The sequence below is a fragment of the Methylocystis heyeri genome (assembly GCF_004802635.2).
Classification (GTDB): Bacteria; Pseudomonadota; Alphaproteobacteria; order Rhizobiales; family Beijerinckiaceae; genus Methylocystis; species Methylocystis heyeri.
Genome location: NZ_CP046052.1, coordinates 859019 through 881808, shown reverse-complemented (window position 1 = coordinate 881808; position 22790 = coordinate 859019). Strand labels below are relative to the sequence as shown.

Annotated in this window: 22 protein-coding genes and 1 tRNA gene; 12 read left to right on the top strand and 11 right to left on the bottom strand. The window is 61.8% G+C overall.

The genetic code is table 11. The annotated features are described in order from the left end of the window. Window positions 1-132 precede the first annotated feature (132 nt). Window positions 133-705 carry a hypothetical protein gene (locus tag H2LOC_RS03930; RefSeq protein ID WP_136495194.1) on the top strand — a complete coding sequence of 191 codons (573 nt, stop codon included), beginning with the start codon at window positions 133-135 and terminating at the stop codon, window positions 703-705. Between the two features lie 77 nt (window positions 706-782). On the opposite strand, the gene H2LOC_RS03925 is transcribed toward H2LOC_RS03930, so the two are convergent. Continuing rightward, entirely contained in the window at window positions 783-1121 is a 339-nt protein-coding gene (locus H2LOC_RS03925) for a Rieske 2Fe-2S domain-containing protein (protein ID WP_136495193.1), read from the bottom strand. A 268-nt stretch (window positions 1122-1389) separates the two neighbouring features. On the opposite strand from H2LOC_RS03925, the gene H2LOC_RS03920 reads away from it, so the two are divergent. After that, on the top strand, window positions 1390-1581 hold the full coding sequence (locus H2LOC_RS03920) for a hypothetical protein (protein WP_136495192.1): 192 nt from the start codon (window positions 1390-1392) through the stop codon (window positions 1579-1581). Window positions 1582-1698: 117 nt separating this feature from the next. On the opposite strand, the gene H2LOC_RS03915 is transcribed toward H2LOC_RS03920, so the two are convergent. Together H2LOC_RS03915 and H2LOC_RS03910 are read right to left on the bottom strand one after the other, a co-directional pair. Beyond that, window positions 1699-3606 (bottom strand): putative bifunctional diguanylate cyclase/phosphodiesterase, encoded by a 1908-nt coding sequence (locus H2LOC_RS03915; protein WP_136495191.1) that lies wholly within the window; start codon window positions 3604-3606, stop codon window positions 1699-1701. A 906-nt stretch (window positions 3607-4512) separates the two neighbouring features. After that, on the bottom strand, window positions 4513-4791 hold the full coding sequence (locus H2LOC_RS03910; protein WP_343040063.1) for a hypothetical protein: 279 nt from the start codon (window positions 4789-4791) through the stop codon (window positions 4513-4515). A 280-nt stretch (window positions 4792-5071) separates the two neighbouring features. On the opposite strand from H2LOC_RS03910, the gene H2LOC_RS03905 reads away from it, so the two are divergent. Both H2LOC_RS03905 and H2LOC_RS21350 read left to right on the top strand, forming a co-directional pair. After that, the gene (locus H2LOC_RS03905) at window positions 5072-5671 is read left to right on the top strand and encodes a hypothetical protein (protein WP_136495190.1); all 600 of its coding nucleotides are present in this window, start codon (window positions 5072-5074) and stop codon (window positions 5669-5671) included. A 366-nt stretch (window positions 5672-6037) separates the two neighbouring features. Beyond that, the gene (locus tag H2LOC_RS21350) at window positions 6038-6331 is read left to right on the top strand and encodes a phasin family protein (protein ID WP_162009689.1); all 294 of its coding nucleotides are present in this window, start codon (window positions 6038-6040) and stop codon (window positions 6329-6331) included. A 480-nt stretch (window positions 6332-6811) separates the two neighbouring features. On the opposite strand, the gene msrQ is transcribed toward H2LOC_RS21350, so the two are convergent. Next, window positions 6812-7435, bottom strand: coding sequence for a protein-methionine-sulfoxide reductase heme-binding subunit MsrQ (gene msrQ, locus H2LOC_RS03895; RefSeq protein WP_136495188.1), 624 nt, complete (start codon window positions 7433-7435; stop codon window positions 6812-6814). Beyond that, complete coding sequence (msrP, locus tag H2LOC_RS03890; RefSeq protein ID WP_136495187.1) at window positions 7435-8382, bottom strand: protein-methionine-sulfoxide reductase catalytic subunit MsrP; 948 nt, start codon at window positions 8380-8382, stop codon at window positions 7435-7437. The genes msrQ and msrP overlap by 1 nt, the downstream gene beginning before the upstream one ends. A 580-nt stretch (window positions 8383-8962) precedes the next feature. Between msrP and H2LOC_RS03885 the strand changes: the two genes are divergently transcribed. Together H2LOC_RS03885 and H2LOC_RS03880 are read left to right on the top strand one after the other, a co-directional pair. Further along, entirely contained in the window at window positions 8963-10045 is a 1083-nt protein-coding gene (locus H2LOC_RS03885) for a hypothetical protein (protein WP_136495186.1), read from the top strand. A gap of 188 nt (window positions 10046-10233) precedes the next feature. Then, window positions 10234-11250, top strand: a complete 1017-nt coding sequence (locus H2LOC_RS03880; RefSeq protein ID WP_136495185.1) for a hypothetical protein — start codon at window positions 10234-10236, stop codon at window positions 11248-11250. 41 nt (window positions 11251-11291) lie between these two features. Here the strand turns inward: H2LOC_RS03880 and H2LOC_RS03875 are convergent, their stop codons facing one another. Beyond that, on the bottom strand, window positions 11292-11984 hold the full coding sequence (locus H2LOC_RS03875) for a hypothetical protein (protein ID WP_136495184.1): 693 nt from the start codon (window positions 11982-11984) through the stop codon (window positions 11292-11294). 542 nt (window positions 11985-12526) lie between these two features. Here H2LOC_RS03875 and H2LOC_RS03870 point away from each other — a divergent pair. The 5 genes from H2LOC_RS03870 (at window position 12527) to H2LOC_RS03850 (ending at window position 17370) form a co-directional block, all read left to right on the top strand. Then, window positions 12527-12958, top strand: a complete 432-nt coding sequence (locus tag H2LOC_RS03870) for a CBS domain-containing protein (protein ID WP_136495183.1) — start codon at window positions 12527-12529, stop codon at window positions 12956-12958. Window positions 12959-14100: 1142 nt separating this feature from the next. Further along, on the top strand, window positions 14101-14619 hold the full coding sequence (gene pal, locus H2LOC_RS03865) for a peptidoglycan-associated lipoprotein Pal (protein WP_136495182.1): 519 nt from the start codon (window positions 14101-14103) through the stop codon (window positions 14617-14619). 128 nt (window positions 14620-14747) lie between these two features. Next, window positions 14748-14823 (top strand) — tRNA-Trp (locus H2LOC_RS03860). A gap of 63 nt (window positions 14824-14886) precedes the next feature. Then, window positions 14887-16011, top strand: coding sequence for a glutamate 5-kinase (proB, locus tag H2LOC_RS03855; protein WP_136495181.1), 1125 nt, complete (start codon window positions 14887-14889; stop codon window positions 16009-16011). Window positions 16012-16593: 582 nt separating this feature from the next. Then, entirely contained in the window at window positions 16594-17370 is a 777-nt protein-coding gene (locus H2LOC_RS03850) for a DUF2076 domain-containing protein (protein ID WP_136495180.1), read from the top strand. 46 nt (window positions 17371-17416) lie between these two features. On the opposite strand, the gene H2LOC_RS03845 is transcribed toward H2LOC_RS03850, so the two are convergent. Beyond that, entirely contained in the window at window positions 17417-18019 is a 603-nt protein-coding gene (locus H2LOC_RS03845) for a hypothetical protein (protein WP_246206975.1), read from the bottom strand. A gap of 213 nt (window positions 18020-18232) precedes the next feature. Here H2LOC_RS03845 and H2LOC_RS03840 point away from each other — a divergent pair, with 213 nt between their 5' ends. Then, a complete protein-coding gene (locus H2LOC_RS03840) occupies window positions 18233-18925 on the top strand; it encodes a HisA/HisF-related TIM barrel protein (RefSeq protein WP_136495178.1) in 693 nt (230 codons plus the stop codon). Between the two features lie 155 nt (window positions 18926-19080). On the opposite strand, the gene fae (H2LOC_RS03835) is transcribed toward H2LOC_RS03840, so the two are convergent. The 4 genes from fae (H2LOC_RS03835) to H2LOC_RS03820 form a co-directional block, all read right to left on the bottom strand. Then, window positions 19081-19647, bottom strand: coding sequence for a formaldehyde-activating enzyme (fae, locus tag H2LOC_RS03835; RefSeq protein WP_136495177.1), 567 nt, complete (start codon window positions 19645-19647; stop codon window positions 19081-19083). A 298-nt stretch (window positions 19648-19945) separates the two neighbouring features. Further along, window positions 19946-20455, bottom strand: a complete 510-nt coding sequence (gene fae, locus H2LOC_RS03830; protein WP_136495176.1) for a formaldehyde-activating enzyme — start codon at window positions 20453-20455, stop codon at window positions 19946-19948. A 145-nt stretch (window positions 20456-20600) separates the two neighbouring features. After that, window positions 20601-21470, bottom strand: a complete 870-nt coding sequence (locus H2LOC_RS03825; protein WP_202620520.1) for a triphosphoribosyl-dephospho-CoA synthase — start codon at window positions 21468-21470, stop codon at window positions 20601-20603. Then, window positions 21467-22402 carry a RimK family alpha-L-glutamate ligase gene (locus tag H2LOC_RS03820; protein ID WP_246206974.1) on the bottom strand — a complete coding sequence of 312 codons (936 nt, stop codon included), beginning with the start codon at window positions 22400-22402 and terminating at the stop codon, window positions 21467-21469. The genes H2LOC_RS03825 and H2LOC_RS03820 overlap by 4 nt, the downstream gene beginning before the upstream one ends. Window positions 22403-22790 lie beyond the last annotated feature (388 nt).

The following is a 22790-nucleotide window of genomic DNA, read 5'->3' as shown; positions in this document are numbered from 1 at the left end:
CTTCAGGTGCGCGCCGTTGCGGTCTCATTCAATTTCAGGTTCTCGGGAGGACCTGCTATTTCGGCCGCAATGAAACGATAAATTAACCTTCCGACGCAGATGGTTCCTAACCAGCGATGGAGGAGAACAGGCATGGCTGACGAAATGGAAATCGAACTGGCGCTGGCTCATCTCGAGGCGGGCAAATTTTCCTTCCGCATGGTCGACGCAATCAAGAATCATGTCGACAAGCTGGAAAGCGAGCTGGCGGCGATGCAAGGCCAGCACGCCAGCGCGGTCGACGATGCGAGGCGCTTCGAACTCGCCAATTGGAGGCTCGAAGCCGAACTCACCAAGCTCAACGCAAAAATACACGCGCTGCTGAAGGCCAACGCGCTGGCCGAACTGGCGGTTCGGGCTATGGCGGCCCTCGCGGCCAAAACCGGCGAATTTCTGGATTACCTGAAGAAAGAGGGGCTGCCCAAGGCCAAGGCGCTGGCGGAAACCGCTATCCGCGAAGTGACGCCGGTGGTCGTGAAGGCGAGCAAGACGGCCGTCAGGGAGATGACTCCGATCGTCCAGAAGGCGGCCAAGACAGCGGCGCGCGAGATGGAGCCCCTCGCAGCCAAGGCGGGGGAATATCTCCAGATCGCGAAAAAACAGGTCGGGGTCTCGGTCGAAAAGGCGTCCGCCTATCTCGCTAATCTGCACAAGTCCGCGATTTAATCCCGAACCGCCGTCGTTCTGCGCAGCCCGGGTGAGGACGCCTCTCCCGGGCTTTCCTTTTCAGATCGCCGCCGCTCTCACGCTTGCGCGCGCGCAGGCCTCGCCGGCCCTACGTCAACCTGTATTTCTTCGCCCTCGACGCGCAATTCGTAAGGGTGCAGCGCGTTGCGAACGAGATGCGTCACGCATTTTCCGCTGCCGCCGTCGAAACCCCACTGGTGATGCGGACAGGTGACGGTCTTCCCGTTGAAGACGGCTTCGCTCAAAGGCATGTCGGCGTGCGGGCATCGCCCGCGATAGGCTTTGAGTTCGCCGCCTTCGGGCCATACCAGAAGCACGCTCTTCTTGCCGGCCTGAAAAAGGCCCATGCCGCCCTCGCTCACGGCGCTGGCGGGGCAGATCGTGGTGAACGCCATCGGATTCGCCTTTCAATAGAGAAAACTGTCCGATTGGCGACAGGCAAGTAACAGACCAGCACGCGAGCCTCGGACGCGTTTGTCGGCTTTGGACAATACCCTCCGCGCGCTACTTGAGATGAACGGCGGCTTCTGGAGCCTTTCCGCCATTTCACCCGCGAAATCCGCGATCCGGTACGGCATTTTGTTGGCAAGCTCGTTGCTCTCCGCGTGAGCGCGCGCCGCCGAAGGCGCAGCCATGTAAGCATAACGACAAATCGGAGGGATTATGGCGGAAGAAAAGGTCACCGTGGAGCAGCTTCCGAGCGGGAAATGGGCCTGTTTCCTTCATCTTGCGGGTCATGACGAACCGATCAATCTGGGTCGCGAATTCAAGAGCGACGAACAGGCGGAAAACTGGCTCAATGTTTCAGAGTCCGTGACGGCGATCGAAATGATGATCCGCAAGCACAAGAAATAGCCGCCCTGCTCCGCGCCAAACTCTCGTCCGACTCGACGATAACGCGGAACCCGACATTGGTCGACGCAACGGCGTCGCGCGCAGCGCCACTTTCATCCCGCTGCGCGCCTCGTCGCATCAAGAGCGGTTTGCGGGACGCAATCGCGTGAACGACGAAAAGCCCCGGCGCAGGGCCAGGCTTTCGGCGCCTTCCAACGGCAGGACCGCGCGGAGTTCCGCCGCAGTTTTCGGCGTGCTGAACCAGAATCCCTGCAGGCACTGGCAGCCGGCCAATTTCAACAAGGTCGCCTGTTGTTCGCTCTCGACTCCTTCGGCCGTCACGGCCATGTCGAGCCCATTGGCGAGGTTGATCACTCCGGCGACGAGAATTGCCGCCTGCTTGTCGAAAGTTATCCGGCTCGCGAGCGATTTGTCGATTTTTATGCGGTTGAAGCCGTATCGCCGCAGATAGGCGATGCTGGTGTAGCCGGTTCCGAAATCGTCCAGCGCTACTGAAATGCCCATCCCTTTGAGCGAGCAGATCGCAGTCTCGGCTCTCTCGGGGTGGTCGATCAGATAGCCTTCCGTCAGCTCGAGTTCGAGACGCTCGGCGGGAAATTCAGTTTCCAGCAGAATCTCCGCGACATGGGCTTCGAAGGCCGGGTCGAGGAACTGAGCCGGAGAAATATTGACGCACAGGCCGAGACCCTCGGCCGGGCGAATCTCCTCGCAGGCGCGCCTGAGAGCGAAGAGGCCGAGACGGGCGATCAGGCCGCTCGCTTCCGCGACCGGGATGAACTCGTCCGGTCCCAAAGCCCCGCCGGGCCTTCCCGGCCATCTGAGCAGGGCCTCGACGGAAACGAGGGCGCCCGTCGCGGCTTCGATGACGGGCTGGTAAACGACTTCGAACTCGCCCCGCGCAAGGCCCAGGCGAATTTGATCCTCGAGCTCCTGCTTTCTCTGGCGTTCGGCGTCGAGTTCGGACTCGTATATCTTGACCCCCGACTTGCCGTTGGCCTTGACGTGATACATGGCGATATCCGCCCGGCGGAACAGTTCCTGCGCGTCGCATTCCCCCGGCGACGAGCATGCGATTCCAACGCTGGCTCCCACCCTGATAGTGCGATCCCCCATCCTGATCGGCGCGTGGAGAGAGCGCACGATCGCCTTCGCGAAGGTTTCGGCCTTTCCTTCGGCGTCATCGGACGATATCAGCGCGGCGAATTCATCCCCGCCGAGGCGGGCGAACATGGTCCCTGGAGGAAGGATGTTTTCGAACATTTTCGCGACGACGTTTATCAATTTGTCGCCGGTCTCGTGGCCGTAGGTGTCGTTGACCTCCTTGAAACCGTCGAGATCGACGAAAACCACGGCGGTCGTGGGACGGCCGCGCGGCCCTTGGGCCTGCCACTGTCCAAGCCTCGACATGAGCGCGCGTCGATTGGGCAGTCCGCTCAGACTGTCGATGTTCGCCAACCTGAGATTTTCGTCGCTCAGGCGCTGGGTCTCGACCTGTTTTGCGACAAGCGACCGCCGCGAGGCGACGAGATTGGCGAAATCGCGGTTGTAGCTCATTAAAATGGCGATCATGCCGACGCTGACGAGCGCCAGATTCACGGCGGCCGCCTGGAAATGCCCCTGATCGGCGAACACGAAGAACAGGCTGAAAGGAACGACGCCGACGATCGCGACGCTCAACACCGCCGACCGCAAATGCATCAGACAGAAGGAGCAGCTTATCATCGTCAGTGCGAGAAAGAACACCACCTGGGCCTTCGCATAGGCGTCGCCATATGAGAACAGCGTCAGACCCCATGCCGTGAAGCATATGGCCAGAGTAAACGCCAGCCGGTTGGTCCTTTTCATGTGCCGAATCGCTTCGGCGTCGGAAACTTCCCTGTCGCCGATGAGCCACCACGTGATTCCACGAACGACGCAAACCACGCAGAGCCCGATCGGAAGATAGACCGTGATCCACGCGTGGCCGAACCTGGCGAAAGTAAAGACGACCGCCAGCGTGTTTATGACCAGGATAAAATAGAGCAACGGAATCTGCTTTGAGAACGCGCGGAACTACGCGCGGACGAGTTCGAGATCATCCGTCGGCAAGGAAAACAACTCAGCGAATGCTTTCGAAGGGCTTTTTTTCAAATGGAGCAACCTTCTCACGGTTTAACTATCAGATGAGCGCCGCGCCCCGAAGCTAGGCGGGATTCATGGATAAGCCATTAAATTAGAGGGTTAGTCGGCTCATCTGCGACGAGCGCCCCTGCGACGCGGCGTCGCTGGCCGACAGCTGTTTTCGAGACGATCGCCTCCCCCGCGCCGGCCCGGCGTGATGCGAGAGCATCTCCCAGTTCGCTCGCGCCGGACCGAAGCCATGTCGCATTATTAGCAGCTACGCTTGAGATCGGGAGCTTGACAAAGCCTGCCCCTTCGTCGACCCTGCATCTGTCTTTAAGACACAAGAGGACGTCGTATTAAACGGCGCCACTAACGGAGGGAAACATGGATCTTACTGGCTGGTTCATTCCGATCTGCATGGCTGCTTCGGCGATCATCTGCGCCGTGACTCTCACGCGCCTCTAATCTCAGGATCGGAAGCCGAACGGAGGCGTCCCGCGTTATCGAGGCTCCACCGGAGCCTCGCCGGACCGCCGACGAGCTTCAGGACCGCCAGCGCCATACGCTGGCGGTCTTTTTTATTTGCTGGTTTCGCCGGCGGAAAAGCCGGCGGGAGCTTAAGGCTAGGTATAAATACGAGGTTGTCAAAGCCCGAGCCGGATAGTTCATTTAAATGGCACTCTGCGCGCTGGCCTCGCGCTCTGGAAATTGCCGCCAGCGGCCTGGGCTAGCTGCGCAGGGTGCGCCTTCCACCCGATACTGCCGGCATAATGGGGCGCCACAGCGCCCGAGCCAGAACGGCTGCGGAAGATTCAGAGGCTCCGCCGATCACCAGTAGCGGCGATGCCAGTAGCGCCTCGGCCCGTGGTAGTAGCCATAACCGCCATAGGGGCGGTAGACGCCATAGGGGCGATAATAGTTGGGACGCCACCAGCAGCGATACGGTCCGCACACCCACCGCGCTTTATCGACATTCGCGGCCGAATCCGCCGCTTGCGCAACGCCGGGATCGAGCGCAGGCATTGCGGATGCGCCTGGCGCGCCGAGAGTCAAAGCCCCAAGCGCGAGACCGGCCGCCAGAGTCGTTTTCCTGAGCATACCGTTCATCGAGATACTCCTTCTTGCCGAATGATTTGACGGGCCGAGACTACGCCGAGAGGCTGAACTGCGGGTGAATGACCGCGTCGGGGGCCGTCGGCGCTAGATCGGGGGACTTCGCCCGGGGAGAGAATTAGCGCGGCGCCTGCGTCTTTGCGACCGCAAACGGAGCGTGCGGATCGACTTAACATTGCCTCAATGGTAGCGTAAATGCGATTGAGGAAGACGTTAAAGAACCCCTGTTCGTGAACGGACACGGGGTTTTTCGTTTACGGAGGAGACCGAGAATATGATCGGGAAGATTATTTCTACTCTTATCACCACGGCGATCGCAGGCGCGATCGGCTTTGGCGTAGGAGTTTATGTTACGCCGGCCGAACAGGCTGAAGAATTTCGCTCATTCGTAAACGCCAAGATCGGTTCCATAAACGAACTCATGCATCGCGAGCATCCGGCGGATTCCGAGGCCGGCTCGCTGCCCGCGGCCGATGCGCCCGCGGAAGCCGAAGCGCCGGCCAAGGAAATGCAGTCCGAAGCCCCCGCCGCGACGACCGACGCCAACGCGAGCCCTTCCGCTCCGAAGGAGCCTTCCGAAGGCGGCGCGGCGGCGCCTGATACGGCGGCCGCCCCATCCAACGCCTCTGCGGAGCCGGCCGCTTCGGAAAGCGCTCCGGCTCCCGCCATGGGAGCCGCCGAATCCGCCCAGACCGCGCCGGCGGCAAGCGCTCCCGCCACGGAACCGGCGGCGAGCGAACAGCCGGCCCCGCCAAAGGCTCACGCGAAGCCGCCGGTGAAAAAGACGCCGCCGCCCAAGCCGAAGAAGAAACCCGTCGCGAAGCCCAAGCCTGCTGAACCCGCGGGCGACGCCCCCGCCGCCGATCCGCAATAAGGACGGCCGGAAATTCAAGAAACCGAGAAGGCGCGTCCTGCGGGACGCGCCTTTTTTGTGCGCCGGATGGCGTTTACGGAATGGACCTCCGGGTTCGGGGTTCGGGTCCGTTCATTAAGAAGCGGATTAACACGGGGGGTCTTCCGGCAGAGTCTTTCCTCCTCCAGACCGCGGTTTTCGGAATGGAACCTTCGGCTTTTCCCGTCGGTTTTTAGTCGAGGCTTGCGGCGGCCGAATGGGATGCGCGACTTCCCCATGCTGCGCACGGCGACGGCGCCACGACAGAAAAATCAAGCAGGAGCCGCATTCGAGAATCGCAATGGCCCGGCTTGTTGCGGGCCGGGCTCTCAGGAAAGGCCATGGCAAATGAAGTCTGAAAACGTCGAACAACTCGTGAAGACGCCGTTCTGGAATTCGTTTCAGGTGGGCCAGGAAATCAATTCGAAAATGATCGAGTTCGCCGGCGCCAATGTCAGCGCGGCTCTGAATTTTGTCGTCAAGCTCTCCAGCGTGAGGTCTCCGGTGGATTTCACCGATGTGGTCGCGTCGCATGCACGCGACAATTTCAAGCTGCTCACCGAGGAGATCGACCAGATCTCCACGATCATACGCAACTCGTCGACGGGAGAAAAATCCGCCGGGAGGCCCCTCGGCTCCTAAAGTCTTTTCGTGTTCCATGGAAACATGCAAAGACCCCGGATTGTTGTTTTAACGCGTTTCCCGCGCCGAACCGGCGTCCGCTTCGGCGGGAAACGCTCTCGCGCATTTTCCGCTCGCACGATCGAGCGAAAAGGAGAATCGCGCCCGCGCTCTGGCCTGCCGTACCGGCAGCGCAGAAACTCGAGCCCCCGATCAGCTCGCCATCACATATCCCATGAGCGCGGCGCCGAAAAAGAAACCCAGCGCGCCCAGCAGCATGACCTTCACCAGACCTTCCGGCATTCGGACCTCCCAATCAGATCGACCAGAGCATTTTCAAGCCAGGCGGAAAACGCCTGACGACTCGGAAAATGCGACCTATCGAGAACCTGGAGCGTCGGTTTTGATTTCGTCAAAACCGAAGTCGCTCCAAGCCCAGCAATATCCGGGCCCGGAAAATCATATAGGCGCATATTCGAATTTTTTCAGGTCGGTCTTGCGCTATGGCGCCCGAGGCGCGATCCGCCGACCGCCAAACAGGCGATAGAACAGAAGAAGCCCTGTGACGGCGGCGTAGATCGCCGGCTCGGCAGGCAAGGATTTGACCGCCAGAAGAAAATGCGCGGCGCCCGCGAGAGCCGCAACATAAGCGAGCCGGTGCAGCCTTCTCCAGGCTTCGGCGCCCATGCGCCTGATCGACCAGTCGTTGGAGGTCAGCGCCAGAGGCGTCAGCAATGCGAAACCCGCCATGCCGATCGTGAGGTAAGGCCGCTTGGCGATGTCGGCCATGACGGCGTCGAAGCTCAATCCCATGTCGATGGCGGCGTAGGCCGCAACATGAAGCGCTGCGTAATAAAACGCCAGCAGCCCCAGCGCGCGGCGGAAACGCAGCAGGTCTATTCGCGCCAATCGTCGCAGGGGCGTAACGGCCAGAGCGGCGAGCAGGAACCGCAGCGCCCAAAGCCCCAGGCCGTGCTCCAGGGCGCGCACGGGCTCCGGGCCGAGCCTGTCCTCCAGGCCGAGGCAAAACAGCCACAAGGCCGGGCAAAAGCCCAAAATATAGACCGAGAATCCCGGGAGGCGCCGCAGGGCGGCGTTGAAGGATTTCAAGCGCTCCGCCGGCATCAGAACAGCTTTTGGAGATTCATGCCCGAATAGAGGCTCGCGACCTCCTCGGCGTAACCGTTGAACATGAGGGTCGGGCGCCTTTTCGCGAACAGTCCTCCCTCCCCGATCCGCCGCTCGGTCGCCTGACTCCAGCGCGGATGATCCACATTGGGGTTCACATTGGAATAAAAGCCATACTCCCCGGCGGCCTGCTTGTTCCAGGAGGTCGGAGGCTGTTTCTCGACGAGACGGATGCGGACGATCGATTTGATGCTCTTGAAGCCGTATTTCCACGGCACTACCAGCCGCAGCGGAGCTCCGTTCTGGTTCGGCAGCGCCTCGCCGTAGAGGCCGACCGCCAGAATCGTAAGCGGATGCATGGCTTCATCGAGCCTGAGGCCTTCGACGTAAGGCCAGTCGAGCAACTGGAAAAGTCCCCTCTGCCCCGGCATCTCCTCCGGCCTCGACAGGCTCTCGAAGGCCACGAATTTCGCGGCGCCGAGCGGCTCGGCCTTTTTGAGGACTTCGGCGAGCGGAAAGCCGACCCATGGAACGACCATCGACCAGCCCTCGACGCATCGCATCCGGTAGATGCGCTCTTCCAGCGCATAAGGCTTCATGAAATCTTCGAGGTCGAATTCCCCCGGCCTCGCCGCCAGTCCCTCGACGCTCACGCGCCAGGGAGCTGTCGTCAGAGCGTCGGCGTTGGCTGCAGGGTCGGCCTTGCCGGGCCCGAATTCATAGAAATTATTGTAGCTTTTGACGTCGGAGAGCGGCGTCGGCTTCTCGGTCGTGGAAAAGGGACTTTTTGCCGCCTGCATTCCCGCCGCCGCAGCCGGGCCGGAGCCCAAAGGACCGGCGAACGCGAACGCCGCGGCGCCGGTCAGAAACTCGCGTCGGCGAAGATAAAGGGAATGAGGCGTGATCTCTGACGAAGGGATGCCCCCTCCCCGACGTATCAGCATGGCGTGGTCTCTCCTCCTGCGGATATCCGTATTTCGATGTTCCGGCCCTTTTGTTACAAGCCCTCGCCCGACGCCGCCGCCGGTTTTCCGGACGCCGCCGCATCATACGAGGCTCAACCTGTGCGGTTGCGGATTATCGGGGTGTGCGGCGTCAAATGAAAGCTCCACGGAATCAGCGCCGCCCACGGCCTCGCGTCAGTCTCGTGCAATCGTCTAAAAAATCGACATATTTTATGTATTGGGGTTTGGAAAACCAAACTCGCTGATAATATTGTCGCTTCTATTTTGTATGATCATACGGCTCAGCGCACGTCGGCGCGTCTTTAGAATAATTACAGCATTTCATAATAAACATTATTCTGTCACATCTTGTCGTAAGCTCGACATTTAGCGACAATTAAGTGTTTATTATGAAATACTATTTAGCTTTGACACAGCAATTCCCCCGATAGCCTCGAAAAAGAATTACCTCGTTTGAGTATATTACAAACTTTTAATCCGCTGTTAATGATGCAGAGCCCCTGCATTGGACCATGAAATTGGGGCTTTTAAGACGAATAGTGTTCAAGGGAGTCTTCACATGAAAGCCAAAGCGGTAGTGGCCGCCATCGTGCTTGCGATGAGCGCCAACGCAGCCTTTGCGGTCTCTGTGACCAATACGGCCAAGAAGGGAAGCCTTCTGGTATTCCCCATGATCAACATTGATCCTGCGGCGTCCGCCGATACGATCATCGAAATATCGAACGATCAAACTACGCCCGTTCACGTCGAATGTTACTATGTGAACGAGCAAAAAGGCAGAGTGAACTTCGACTTCGAATTGTCGGCCAAAGCGACGGTGTCCTGGGACGTCCTCACCCAGAACGGCGACCAGATCAATCCTCCTCCGTTTCCGGCCTATGGCGACCATCCGGAATTCGGCAATCTTTACCGCGGCGAACTGGTCTGCTTCGCCACGAACCCTGGCGTGACCGAGCAGATCGCGTTCAACCATCTGCATGGAACGGCTTCGGTTCTGGGCGTCGGCAGCGCGATCAAATACAGCCCCTATAGCTTCTGGGCCCTGGCCTCCGACGCCGTCAGCCCCGAAGTCGACAACACCGTCATGCCTACGGCCGGACAGATCCTGCTGGACGGCGGCTCCTCGCATTACGACGCATGCCCGCTGTACAACACCACCGCCTTCATGCCCAACGGCGCCACGCTGGGCAGGCTCTCGACGGGCGGAAACTATCTCGCGGTTGCGAGCTGCAACCAGGACCTGCGCCAGGACTACAAGGTCCACACCACCAAGCTGCTGTTCACGGTGTGGAACTCGCTGGAGCAATCCTACACGGGAAGCTACTTCTGCGCCGACAGCGTGACCTTCGTGCCGCTCATCGACAACAACGCGAAGCTCACCAATCAAACCAACTTCGACTATAAAACCCTCGGCACGCCGGACGCCCAGTTCACCGTGCAGGGCATCCCCAGCACCCAGTGCCCGACCAGTGTCTTCGGCACCACCGAAAGCTCCGGCCTGCTGGCCATTACCGCCGCCTACGCCAGGATCGCCGGCGGCAATCCGGCTCTGATCGGCAGCAACGTCCACTCCGCAGGTTCGGAACCCGGCTACGTCTATTGGGATGCGGCTTCCATCGTGCCGACCAAGAAGCAACACTAAATAGGCGCGAGCAGCAGAGCATGTCGTCAAAAGATGCCTAGCGGATTTTGGATAGGAACATGCTCGCCAGATAATATTCGGAGCGCGTTGGACCAAATCAGACGCGCTCCGATGTCATTCTTTCCAGCCGGCGTCGGAGTCTTCCGGCGCCGGTTTTTTTGGGCGATCGACTTACGACGAGGAGCATCATGAGCGCCGACGACGGGCAACCGCGCCAAAACACTCCCGCCCTACCCGGCGCCGGCCGAATTCTGGTCGCGGCGGCGATTCTGTTCGCCTGCGGAGTCTCGAAGGCCGCCGCCGACGCGGACGGCGGCCAAGCGGCCTGGAAGGATCCCTACCCTCCCTTGCCCGCCGCAAACGACCCTGCTGTCGTCGGTTCGAAATGGCGCGTCGGTTCGATGGTCCACGGCGACCCGCTCGAATATCTCGCCCGGATTCCCGAGGGGGACACGACAAACATGCCCGTTATCGTCGTCGGGGACGCCGACAACGACGGCCGATATATGTCTCCGCGCCTCTATGACGGGGCTATCGTCGTCTATATCGGTCCGAGCCCGGCGTCGAGCGGGAGCGAGGCGCATAACGCATGGCTGCTCCCCCGGCCCGAAAGCCTCGGCGGGCCGGATTGCTCACCCACCTGTCCGCCCTGGATGTTCGTTCCTGCAGAAGCCATCCGCGACGTCCTCACGGACCTCGCGAAGCATGTGCGCTTTGCGCATGACCGCGTGCAGATGTTCGCACACAATTATACGAAATATGGGATTTACCGGGCGCTGGATCCCGTTCTCCAGCCCTATTTTTCAGGGGTGGCGCACGGGATCTACGCGGAGTGGCAACAGGCGACCTGTCCGGACGTCGCGAGGCCCACAGCTTCGCCGCCGCGCGTTTTCTTCTCCTGGGGGAAATGCGACCAGTCTTTCTGCGCCACCATGGAGTGCAAGAAAACTCTCGAGAGCTACGGTTACGTCATCGACCCTGCGAGCAAAGGCGATACGACTCTCGAAAGCTGCCCATGCCCCGGCGCAGCAAGGCGCCCCCACCTGCTCGGCGCGGGCGCCCAAATTCACGAAGCGACATTTGACTGGCTGCTGTCCAATGTCCGGGAACAGCCGAAGCCCCAAAGCAGCGACGACGCCCCGGGTCCCTCCGAAAGCGGGCGGGCCGGCGCGCCTTCCGATCGGACGGAATCGCCCGGTCGATAGGGTGGCGCGCGTTCTCATCGCAAGAACGCGCCCGATTCCGCTCAGCGGGTAAGGCCGGGAACCCCTTCGATCAGGCTGTCCTTGAAGGCCGCCCACAATTCGTAGACATGCCGGTTGGGAGCCATGTGCCGGCAGAGCGAGCCGTGGCCGGTCTCGGGATCGCTGTCGAGCGCAATATGTCCTTCCAGGAAATGATGAAAGGCCTGGAGAAGATCGCCTTCCCAGTGGGTCGCGAGGAGAACCTGGCGGAACACCTTCTCCAATCCGCCGTCTTCGTAGCTCGCGAGGCTGGAAGCCCTCGATACGTCGTCGATCGACCTGACCTTATCGAGATAGGCGGCCCCGATCGCCTGCAGGCGGCGGCGGCGGGCTTCGTCGATCGTGGTCAAGGTGAGCGTCCGACGCATGAATTCGTCGTGATCGACCCGCTCGCCCTTTTCGACCACGCCCGGATAGGGAGAGAGATTGTCGGTGTTGCGCTCGCCGCGGTCCAGTTCTTCCAGGCGCTCGTCGTCCGGATAGAGGCCGCGAGCGATGCCCACGTTCTCGCAGAACTGCGCCGAAAAATAATAATAGATCCAGGCGACGTTGGTCACATCGTCATGAGACAGCCCGACCCAGTTCAGGTCGCAGATATCCTCGACAACCTTCTTGTAATCCTGATCCTTTGGATTCCCGAGGACGGGAACCACTTCTTCACGGGTAATATTCGTTGAAAGCGATTGGGTAGCCATCGGCGTTCGCCCCTTTTCAAGCAGCAAGGAAATGATGCATTCGCTGAAAATTATAATTACACTTTGAAGAAGATTTTTAAAGCGGTTTTTGCTGCCCATTGAGCGGTTTTTTCTAATAGCATTAACAGCTTAACTGGTTTCAATTTGGTTCTATACTTGTATCAAAATCTATCTTTGTGTTTCATTTCGAGATTCCAGGCCGACTATCTACGATCGAAGCGCCGGTCGCGTGCTCGCGGGATCCTGTAAATATGCAACCGGCGAAACCCCAGCTGCGGACGCCTCATAATTTGCGCCGGCCCGGAACCATTCGCCGACGCCGGATATTACTATCCTATCCCCGCGGCGCAGCTTCGGACGAGAGCAGGTTCCCAGAGAATGCGGAGCGGCTTTTGGAAAAGAACATGCTCGATCAGGCGCCTGCGAAGCGAATTACGCCCGGACGGCGAGGAGATGCGCGGAATGCGCTTCAAGGGGCGAAAGCCGGCTGAGACGAGCGGCTCCAGCCAATCAAAACAATATCAGGAAGCGGAGGGCGCAAGATGAGCGTTGGTCGGATACTCGCGATGAAAGGCGTCGACGTCTACACTGCGACGCCGGATCAGACTTTGCAGGATGTTGCGGCGGAACTCGTCGAAAAAGGGATCGGAGCGCTGGTAGTGCTCAACCCGTCCGGCGAGGTGGTCGGCCTTATCGGCGAACGGGATATCGTATCGGCTGTCGCCAGGCACGGAGCCGCCGCTCTGCAGCAGGAGGTCGCCTGCCATATGCAAACCAATTGCAGAATGGCCAACGAGCATGACAGCATCGACGAGGCCAGCGACACCATGACCGAGGAGCGCTGCCGCCACCTGCCCGTGCTGAGCAACGGACGATTGGCCGGCATCGTGTCGATCGGAGACGTGGTCAAATACCGCATCGAGACGATCGAGGCGGAAAGGCTCGCGCTCCGGCATTATATCGCCACGGCGTAACGGGGCGGCAATTTCGGGACAGTCCATCGCCGACGCCGGCGGGCGCCGGCAGTTCCCTTTACGCCGCCACCGGAGCAGAAGGAGCCGGGAGCCCCCGCGCCGTCGCCAAACCGACAATCCGATGCAAACCTGCCGCCCGGCAAGGTTTCGACCGCCCTAAAAATCATGGCGCGCCCTGCGCGGCGCGCCAGAAAAGACTTTTCGGGTCGGCGGATGCGCTCTCGCTCGTCTGGAGGGCGGAAATCGCATCATATGTATATCATGTACAAAATACACAACCTGATCGCACAAGGTAATCCAAAGCTGCAATATCGCCTTTAGTGCATGGTATGGGCTGCGTAGGCGACAATCTTGCTGGCGAAAAGCAGAGCCAGAACAAGCGAACCGTAACGCATGATCTGTAGAATTGCATAGAATTGATCAGGCCTCAACATCAGCACACTCCTGAATTACGCAGCGGAACGCCCTCGTTCACGCTGGAGGGCGGGAGTTCCCCGCGCCAATTTCATGTAGGGAGCAATGCAATGCTTTTGCCACATCATACAAGGCGGGACGCCTGCGATTATTTGTCGCAATCCAGCAAAATACTGCATTTTTGCGGTGCGACAGTTTGGCATGAGACCAAAGGTCTGGCCGCCGGGGGCAAAAAAACGACTGAAGCTGAACAATACTGGCGCTTTTGCGTCCGTTGCGCCGATCCGGGCGCCCTCGAGAATATGCTACAAATATAGGCAACAGCGCTGCACAATGGAAGGGAGGCGCCTTCGAGGCGCCGATTTCCGCACGACGTCGCCCTTGCCCCTGCCGGCCCCAAATCCGCCATTCATCTTTTGTTAACCAATTAAGCCTTTGTTAAGCAAAGACGCCGATTGCGAAAATGCAACAGGTCCCGGCAACATCCGATCAAGGTTTCCAAAACCTTCCCTTAACCCTGCATGACTAGGACTGGGCCCGTGCCGGCGTCTCGCGCCATGGCCCGAAAAGACGCCCTCCAGGCCGTCGGTCAACGCGCCTCCGCTCGAACGGGACCGTTCAGCTGCGGGAAATCGCGCCGGATGTAGGAGTTGGAGCGCATTCGCCTCGCAAGGAACCGGTCGAGTTTCGCGAGATGCGCTGCAAGATCCGCAACAGGAGTTTTGAATATGCAGCTTGCCCATAGGCTCCGCGCCGCAAAAATCGCAACAGTCCTGGTCGCGGCCCTGGCCGTTTCGGCCTGCGCGAAAAATGCGGCGGACGAAGCCGGCGCCGGGGCGGATCGTTTTGGAGCCGGCGCGCAGCACGGCGCGGTGACGCCGGGCAGCCCCCAGGACTTTGTGGTCAATGTCGGCGACCGCGTCTTCTTCGACACCGATTCGACCGATCTGAGCGCCACCGCGCAGACGACGCTCGACAAGCAGGCCCAATGGCTGAGCCGCTACCCGCGCTACCACTTCACCGTGGAAGGCCACGCCGACGAACGCGGCACCCGCGAATACAATTTCGCACTCGGCGCGCGGCGCGCGGAAGCGGTGAAGGAATATCTCGCCTCGCATGGCGTTTCCGCCTCCCGCATCCACACCACCAGCTATGGAAAAGAGCGCCCGGTGGCCGTTTGCGACGACATCTCCTGCTGGTCGCAGAACCGCCGCGCCGTCACCGTGCTCAACGGCGGCAATTCCTGACCGCGGGAAGTTGACGCAAAAATTTCGCAGACCTCTTGCATCCGGGCCTGCGTTGCGGCATTGAAGGCGCGTCGCGCCAGAGGGTGACCGCTGGACGCCTTGTTGAACAAACAGGCTTTGCGGCGTGCAGGAGTGTAGCTCAATTGGTAGAGCACCGGTCTCCAAAACCGGGGGTCGCAGGTTCGAGCCCTGCCACTCCTGCCATTTCCAATCCTCATCCAACTCAACTGCCGGGGCCGGTCCGCGGCGATCGCTAGCGTCTCCGCCGTGTCCACGCCCTCGCTCCATTCTTTCAAACGCATCGTCGTCAAGGTAGGTTCGTCCCTTCTCGTGGAGAGAGGCGCCGCCGCGGTTAAACGCGAGTGGCTGGAACGGCTGGCCGACGATCTGCTCGCCCTGCATCGGCGCGGCGCGGAGATGCTCGTGGTCTCCTCGGGCTCCGTTGCGCTGGGCCGCGGCGTGCTCGGCCTGCCGCCGGGGGCGCTCCCGCTGGAGGACAGCCAGGCGGCGGCGGCGGTGGGCCAGATCGCCCTGGCGCGCATCTGGGCCCAGGTCCTCGCCGATCGCGGCATGGTGGCGGGCCAGATTCTCGTCACTTTCGGCGACACCGAAGAACGCCGACGCTACCTCTACGCCCGGGAATGCCTGACGCGACTGCTCAATCTGCGCGCCGTGCCCATCATCAACGAAAACGACACCGTGGCGACCGCTGAAATCCGCTACGGCGACAACGACCGTCTGGCCGCCCGCGTCGCCACTATGGCGAGCGCCGACCTTCTGGTCCTGCTCTCGGATGTCGACGGCCTCTATACCGCGCCGCCCGGGGCCGATCCAAACGCCCGGCTGATTCCGGTGGTGCCCCGCGTTACCGCGGAAATCGAGGCGATGGCCGGCGGCGCGGCCTCCATTTTCTCCCGCGGCGGCATGAGAACCAAGATCGAGGCGGCCAAGATCGCGACCACGGGCGGCGCCCATATGGTGATCGCGGACGGACGCAATCCGGCGCCGCTCTCGCGCATCGCCGCCGGGGACCGCTGCACCTGGTTTCTGACTCCTTCCAATCCGGTTACGGCCCGCAAGAAGTGGATCGCCGGCTCGCTCGAGCCCAAGGGAGCGGCGCATCTCGACGCCGGCGCCGCCCGCGCCCTGTCCAACGGCAAGAGCCTTCTTCCGGCCGGCGTGACGCGCGTCGAGGGCGTCTTCGCGCGCGGCGACTGCATCGTGATTCGCGACGCGACCGGCGGGGAGATCGGCCGCGGGCTGGTCACCTACGACGCCGCCGACGCGGCGAAGATCGTCGGGCGGTCCTCCCGGGATATCGAGGGCCTGCTCGGCTTCAAAGGCCCGGACGAATTGATCCACCGGGACGACATGGCGCTGGTCGGCGAATAGGTCGAATCGCCCAGCTTGCCGTTTGGGGACAAACGACGCCAGCGATCGGACAAGGCGCCGTGACGAGTTCAACCCCATCCGAAAATTGGATTGCCATCGTTCGCGGGCTTGAAATCGCATCACTTACAAAACCGTAATGAACGGAAATATCGCCGCACTCCGTCTGGATGAGAGGCGGCGATGTTCTACGGCGATGGACCGGGGCGCGCAGCCCCAGCTTCGATGAATTAAGCATATTATCTTGATATCGAGCGATATTTATAATATAAATTAAAATATACCAAGATATATTAAGACATAATGACGCAAGCGCGAAAACAACCCGCCGATCATGACGCCGATTTTCTATTCACTAATATCGCTTGCGCCATAATAATTCATGATTTTATCTTTTAAAAATACGAGACACTATCGTAGCAACATTAAAGCCCCTCCATCGAAACGTGGCGCTCCGGGCGCATTTTCGCCGAAACACGTCAACTTCGCCGCAACGCGCTCTCGACCCTCTTGGCGCCGCGCCGGTCTGCTCCCATATTCGACGCGCCGAGCCTTCTACGGCCCGGCTCCAAATCGGAGAGACCAATGTCACCCGAAGAACGCCAACTCCTCGCCGGATTGTTCGAGCGCATCAAGAACGCCGCTTCGTCGCCGCGCGACCAGGAGGCGGAATCTTTCATCAACGAACAGGTGAAGGCGCAGCCCAGCGCCCCCTATCTTCTTGCGCAAACCGTTATCGTGCAGGATTTTGCACTTCAGTCGGCGAATCAGAAGCTCCAGCAGCTCGAGGCTCGCCTGCGCGAACTCGAATCGGCCCCGAAGCCCTCGACGAGCTTCCTCGGCGGGCTTTTGGGCGGCGGCGCACAACCTTCCGCTCCGCCGCCGCGGCCTTCCGCGCCCCCGCCGCCCTATCCTCAAAGCGGCCCCTGGGGGTCGACCGGAGCGCCCCAGCAGCCCGGGCCCGGCTACGCCCCGCAACAGAGCGGATTCGGCCCCAGCGGCTATGCGCCCGCTCAGCCCGGCTTCGCGCCTCCGGGAGCCGGCGGCTTCCTTAAGGGCGCGCTCGGCGCCGCCGCGGGCGTCGCCGGCGGCGTCCTGCTCGCCGACAGCATCCGCGGCCTGTTCCATGGCGGCGGAGCCGGCAGCGGCCTCGGGATCGATCCCGGCTTCCAGCGCTCCGCTTTCGGCCCGGGCGAGGAGACCACAATCGTCAACAATTACTACGGCGATCCCTCGGGCGGCCCCAGCCAGGACGCCGGCTACGACCAGTCCTATGGGGATTCGAATGATACCCAGGACGCCGACTACGAACCCGACGACGGCTATGACGACGGCGGCGGAGACGGCGGCTTCGACGTCTGATCCAATCCCGGTCAGATTATCCCGGCGCCCGACGGCGCCGGGTTTTTCATTCCAGCGCCGTTTCGATCGAACGGGCGAGGAAACCGAGGCGCTGCTCGATGAGCGCGGGCGTTTCGCAGACGAAAGTCACCGCCTTGCGGCGTTCCTCGAAAACCCGCATCTCCCATTGCAAGGCGTCGGAAAGTTCCTTGATCTTCTCCGCCTCGGCGTGGGCGTCCTGAGCCTCTCGTAATTTCTGGGTTCGCTCGCGCAGGCGTTCGGCCATTTCTTTTTGCGCCCGCCCATAGCGGTCGAGACCAGCCATGACCTCGCCGCGCTCGGCCTCCAGACCGTCATATACGCCTGCGAACAGCAGCAGCAGGCGGTCCTTGCGCGCGGAACCGGCGTTCCGGGCGAAGTCGACGATAAGCTGTTCTGCTGTCTCCAGGGGCGTCCGCCGCGCGGCCAGCCTCGAGGCGAGGTCGCTCACCTGCGCATCGCCTCGCCAGACCTTTTCCGCCGTCTCGATGGAGGGGCCGCTCCAGATCGCCGCGAGCGACAGATCGGGCACCTTGACCTGCCGGCACGGCCAGTCTCCCTGGTCCCGCGACGGCGGCGCGGCAAAAGCAGCGCCGGCGAGAAGGGAAAACGCCGCTGCCGCGACCATCATGCTGCGCATCTTACAGTTCCGAGGCAATGGGGCCCGAGCGCGTCCAGACAAACCGGAACCGAACGAGCTTCCCGTGTTATTGACCGAGCGAGCTGAATTTCCGAAATCGCATCATGCGCTTTGGCGAGCGCGCTCCGGACGCCGGCTGGGAGGGTTCGCTGTCCGGCGAAGCCAGCCCCATCTGCGACCGCTGAAATCATAATACAGGCGATCATGCAAGTAATCCCGGTCGTGGACATAAAGGGAGGGCGAGCGGTGCGCGCGGTAGGCGGGCGCCGGGACCAATATCGCCCGCTTTCCTCGCCTCTCTGTCCTTCGAGCCGCCCCTGCGACGTCGTAGCGGCTTTTCTCGGCCTGTTTCCCTTCTCCACCATCTATGTCGCCGAACTCGACGCGATCGAGGGGCGCGAGAGCGATGCGGATTTGATGAGGAATCTGGCGGCCTCTTTTCCGGAGACGACTTTCTGGCGCGACGCCGGCGCAGGGTCCAGGCGCGCCGCCGCGCCCAATGTTGTTCCCGTAATCGGCAGTGAAACGCTTCCCTGCGACCGTCCACCCGAAAACTTCGCGAAGGCGACGCCCGGCGCCGCGCTCTCCCTGGATTTTCGGGCCTCCCGGTTTCTGGGGCCGCCCGACCTTCTCGCCGCCCCCGACCTCTGGCCGCGCCGCGTCATCGTCATGACCCTCGCGCAAATCGGGATGGATCGCGGGCCGGACGAAGCCGCCTTGCGGGAGGTGAAATCCAGATGCGGAAATCGGGAGATATTCGCCGCCGGCGGCGTGCGCGGGATCGAGGATCTCGCCTCACTGGCGCGGCTCGGAATTTCGGGCGCGCTCGTCGCTTCGGCGCTGCATAGCGGCAGGCTGGCGCGGGAGGATCTCAACCGCATTGCGGCTTTGAATTGAGCGGTCATCGCGAAGGCGGCGACGCGATCCCAGGGCACGCCAATCCCCTGGACCACATCGCTCGGCCCCTCGCGATCACGGCGCCGAGCGGGTTGTTCCAAACGAAAAAAGGAGCCGGTTCGCGGCTCCTTTTTCCTTGATCTGGCGAAGATCGCTCAGTGCGCGGCGAAAGGATGCTTCGCCGTGGCGCGGGCCTGAAGCACCGACTGGGCGGTCGGATCGCCCTTGAGCGCGCGAGCGACGGCTTCCTTGGTGGCCTTGTAATTGAAGTCCTGGATCTTCTGATCGTCGGCGGCGTCCCAATGGATGAACACGCCCACGCAGATGAAGAGGTCGTCGGCCTTGTCGGCCGGGATCACGCCCTCGGCGACCGAGTCGGCGACGGCCTTGGCGACGCCGTACTGCGCCGGACCGAACATCTGAACGGCCTGCTTGGCGTTCTTGATCGTGACCTTGTTGAAGAGAATGGTGTAGGGCTTGACCAGAAGGTTCGGCTCGATGACCGCGAGAAGCGTGGTGAAGCCGTCCTTGTTGTTGACAAGAGCGTTGGCGAAGGCCTTTTCGACGGCGCTGCCGCGCGGTCCGATCAACAGGTCGATGTGCGCGACTTCATTGCCCTCGCCGACCAGCGACTCGCCGACGCTCGACTTGGCGCTGCTCGACGAGAAGCCCGCAGCCGGCTTCGGGAAAAGCGCGCCCAAAATCGTGTCCAGAATGCCCATATTTCGATCCCTTCCGGTCTGTTTCGCATCCCGAGGCGCCATCCCCCGCGTCCATCGAGTGCCTTGTTCTTGGTCAGGCGCATTCCGATCCGAAACGACCAGTCCGCCCCTTTATATTATCATGGGCTCGAACGTCCTGTCCTGCCGGACGAGCCCCGCGATGCGACCTCCTCCCCGGAGCGGCGTCGCGCTAATTTTTTTGCTTTTATGCTGACAGCGCAGCTATCGACCGCGCAACCAGGCCGTGGCGAAGACGGGGAGCCGCAAGGGCTCCCCGCACAGAACCTTTCGGCCCGCCTTAGTGGGCGGCGAAGGGGTGCTTGGCGTCGTTGCGCTTGGCGACGACTTCAGCGGCCTTCGGCTCGCCGCGAACGGCGCGGGCGAGGGCTTCCTTGGTGGCCTGGTAGTTGTAGTCCTGGATCTTGGCGTCGTCGTTGGCGTCCCAGTGAATGAACACGCCGACCGAGATGAACAGGTCGTCGGCTTCCTCGACCGGGATCACGCCTTCGGCGACCGAGTCGGCGACGGCCTTGGCGACGCCGGCCTGGGCCGGTCCGAACATCTGGACGGCCTGCTTGGCGCCCTTGATCGTGACCTTGTTGAACAGGATGGTGTTCGGCTTGGCCAGCAGGTTCGGGGCGACGACCGCGAGAAGGGTCGTGAAGCCGTCCTTGTTGTTCACGAGAGCGTTGGCGAAAGCCAGCTCGGCGGCCGAGCCGCGCGGTCCGATGATCAGATCGATATGAGCGACTTCGTTGCCTTCGCCGACCAGCGACTCGCCGACCAGCATCTTGTTGATCTTCGCCATGTGCGTTTCCTTTCGAGAAAACTTTGTTGCGTCCCGCGAACCCTTAAGGGCTCACGGCGCCCCCCACTTTTATCCAGCCGCGATCGGGGGCCAACGCCCGGCCGACCGCCTCGCTCAGCGCGAGATGATCTCACGCGGCGCGGACTCAACCATTTTTGTAGGCGTTTGCCAAGACGCCGCGCGCATAATCGGCAAAAAGAGTGGCGACCGTCAAATCCGCGCTGGTCCCGGGATTTAGGCCTCTCGACTTGAGCGATCCGTCGAAGCGCAGCGCCTCCGCATAGATGTCCTCGGGGCGCGTCATAGCCGCAACCGACGCTGAAAAAGCTTGCGCTTCGGACATTGTGAGGGCCGCGGTCGCCTCTCCGAACTTGCGGAGTATGTGGCTGTCGGGAAAAGCCGACAGGAAGGTTAAATATAAGCGCAGGACCCGAAGGGCCGGTTCTTCGTCGTTTCGCCTCGACTTTTCCAGCGCGTCGGCGCCGAGGCCGAAGACGTCTTCAAATCCGTTGACATATTGCCAGGCGATCCGGTCGCGGCCCGACGCCGCGCGCATCGCCTCGAGAAGACTGACCCTGGCGGGTTCGGCCACGTCATGCTCGGGCGCCTCGCCGAGCCCGCCCGGATTGGCGCGGGAGATCGCCTTGAAGGCGAGTTCCGCATCGGCGCGGGTCAGGCCGGCGAGCGTCTTGCGCACCCCTGCGCCCAGATCGGTCCGCGGATAAGCGAGGGCGGCGTGCGCTATTGGAGCGCATAAGAGAACGATGCCGAGATTGGTGTTTTGACCGACCCGGGCCCAGGTCGCCTCGATGGCGGCGAAAATGCGGGACCCGACATCTATGCCGGGGGTGGTCAGCGGAACCGCCGCCGCATGGGCGCTGTCGACGAAATCCTGCGCCTCCATGCCGTGTCCGCTGGCGAAAATATGGACGTTACCCGGCTTGGGGGCGTTCAACTCATCCTCGCAGGCCGAAATAAAGGCCCTTGCGAGACTGATTGGTTCGGGGCCCGTCAAGCGCGCCTGTCTCCTCTCTGAACACGGCTCGATTCTATCACGGCCAGCATATCGGCCGCCAGCCGCTCCGCGATCGAGAAGGAGGTAACCCTCTGCAGCCCGCTCCAGCCGGCCATGCTGTTGACCTCCAGCACCAGAGGGGCGCCGTTCTGGTCCGCGATCAGATCGACCCCGGCGCAAAAGGCGCCGAGCGCCTCGGCGGCTCGCAGCGCGATTTCCTTTTCCGCGGCTCCGGGCTCGACGCCGGTCGGCCTCGCGCCCTGCCGGACATTCGTGATCCACTGATCGGCACAGCGGCGCATGGCTCCGACGACGGCGCCGCCGGAAACGAGAACCCTCATGTCCTCGAACCTGCCCTCGCCCGCGCGAGGCGGCACGAAACGCTGCAGATAATAGACCCCGCGCGCCTCTTCGGGCGACGGCAATTCGCTCTCCTCGCGAATGAGCTGCAATCCCCAGCCCTGAGCGCCGAAAAGCGGCTTGAGGACGAGCGGGCCGTGGACCAGCTCGCGCCGCGCTATGGCGAGCGCCTGGGCATGGGTCTGGGCGACGAAAGTCGGCGGGGCTGGCAATCCGGCGCGCTGGAGCAGGAAGCTCGCCATGGATTTGTCGGTGCAGCGCTCGATGGCGCGGGCGTCGTTCACGACCGGAGTCCCGAGTTCACCGAGCGCATGCAGCACCCCGAGCCGCATGGTGATCATCTCCAGCGTGCCGTCGCCAATGGCGCGCACCACCGCCCCGTCGGGCGGCGCCTTGCAGAAACCAGGTATTGCAAGGCCGTAGGGGCGGGTCGTGTCGATCTTGCAGGCGGCCAGCCGCACGACGACGGGACGCGCGCCCAGAACCATGAAGGCGTGAGCGAGTTTCTCGACGTGCCAGTCGATCTTGTCGGTGAAGATCGCCACGCGAGGGGCTTGATGCGAAGACGTCAAGGAATCGTTCGGTCTGGTGAGGGAGCCGGGCGCAAGCGCCGCGATGAGCCCCCAGGGTGATGGGGCGAAGGGCGAAATCCCTTCCCGTGATGGTTGAGGGCGTCGGACATCTCAAAGAGGCCGTCATGGCCGGCCTTGTGCCGGCCATCCACGCCGGAACATTGCGGTTTCTTGCGAAGTTGAGCGTCGCTCCGCAGCTATAGCGATCGTCTGGCCCTCATCAGGCGTTGACGTTACGCGAAAGCGCCGAGGCGCAAAACACGCGGAATCCCCGGGTTTGAAGACGACCTCCGAAGATATCGCCCCCGTTTGGCGTAGATCGCCAGGACAGGCCTTGCCATGACGGCGTCGGCAGCTTTCGAGATGTGCGCATCCGATAGCCCGCGAA

Coding starts and splice junctions, on each gene's coding strand:
- H2LOC_RS03930 (WP_136495194.1), top strand. CDS start 133: ATGGCTGACGAAATGGAAATCGAACTGGCGCTGGCTCATCTCGAGGCG.
- H2LOC_RS03925 (WP_136495193.1), bottom strand. CDS start 1,121: ATGGCGTTCACCACGATCTGCCCCGCCAGCGCCGTGAGCGAGGGCGGC.
- H2LOC_RS03920 (WP_136495192.1), top strand. CDS start 1,390: ATGGCGGAAGAAAAGGTCACCGTGGAGCAGCTTCCGAGCGGGAAATGG.
- H2LOC_RS03910 (WP_343040063.1), bottom strand. CDS start 4,791: ATGAACGGTATGCTCAGGAAAACGACTCTGGCGGCCGGTCTCGCGCTT.
- H2LOC_RS03905 (WP_136495190.1), top strand. CDS start 5,072: ATGATCGGGAAGATTATTTCTACTCTTATCACCACGGCGATCGCAGGC.
- H2LOC_RS21350 (WP_162009689.1), top strand. CDS start 6,038: ATGAAGTCTGAAAACGTCGAACAACTCGTGAAGACGCCGTTCTGGAAT.
- msrQ (WP_136495188.1), bottom strand. CDS start 7,435: ATGCCGGCGGAGCGCTTGAAATCCTTCAACGCCGCCCTGCGGCGCCTC.
- msrP (WP_136495187.1), bottom strand. CDS start 8,382: ATGCTGATACGTCGGGGAGGGGGCATCCCTTCGTCAGAGATCACGCCT.
- H2LOC_RS03885 (WP_136495186.1), top strand. CDS start 8,963: ATGAAAGCCAAAGCGGTAGTGGCCGCCATCGTGCTTGCGATGAGCGCC.
- H2LOC_RS03880 (WP_136495185.1), top strand. CDS start 10,234: ATGAGCGCCGACGACGGGCAACCGCGCCAAAACACTCCCGCCCTACCC.
- H2LOC_RS03875 (WP_136495184.1), bottom strand. CDS start 11,984: ATGGCTACCCAATCGCTTTCAACGAATATTACCCGTGAAGAAGTGGTT.
- H2LOC_RS03870 (WP_136495183.1), top strand. CDS start 12,527: ATGAGCGTTGGTCGGATACTCGCGATGAAAGGCGTCGACGTCTACACT.
- pal (WP_136495182.1), top strand. CDS start 14,101: ATGCAGCTTGCCCATAGGCTCCGCGCCGCAAAAATCGCAACAGTCCTG.
- H2LOC_RS03850 (WP_136495180.1), top strand. CDS start 16,594: ATGTCACCCGAAGAACGCCAACTCCTCGCCGGATTGTTCGAGCGCATC.
- H2LOC_RS03845 (WP_246206975.1), bottom strand. CDS start 18,019: ATGATGGTCGCGGCAGCGGCGTTTTCCCTTCTCGCCGGCGCTGCTTTT.
- H2LOC_RS03840 (WP_136495178.1), top strand. CDS start 18,233: ATGCAAGTAATCCCGGTCGTGGACATAAAGGGAGGGCGAGCGGTGCGC.
- fae (WP_136495177.1), bottom strand. CDS start 19,647: ATGGGCATTCTGGACACGATTTTGGGCGCGCTTTTCCCGAAGCCGGCT.
- fae (WP_136495176.1), bottom strand. CDS start 20,455: ATGGCGAAGATCAACAAGATGCTGGTCGGCGAGTCGCTGGTCGGCGAA.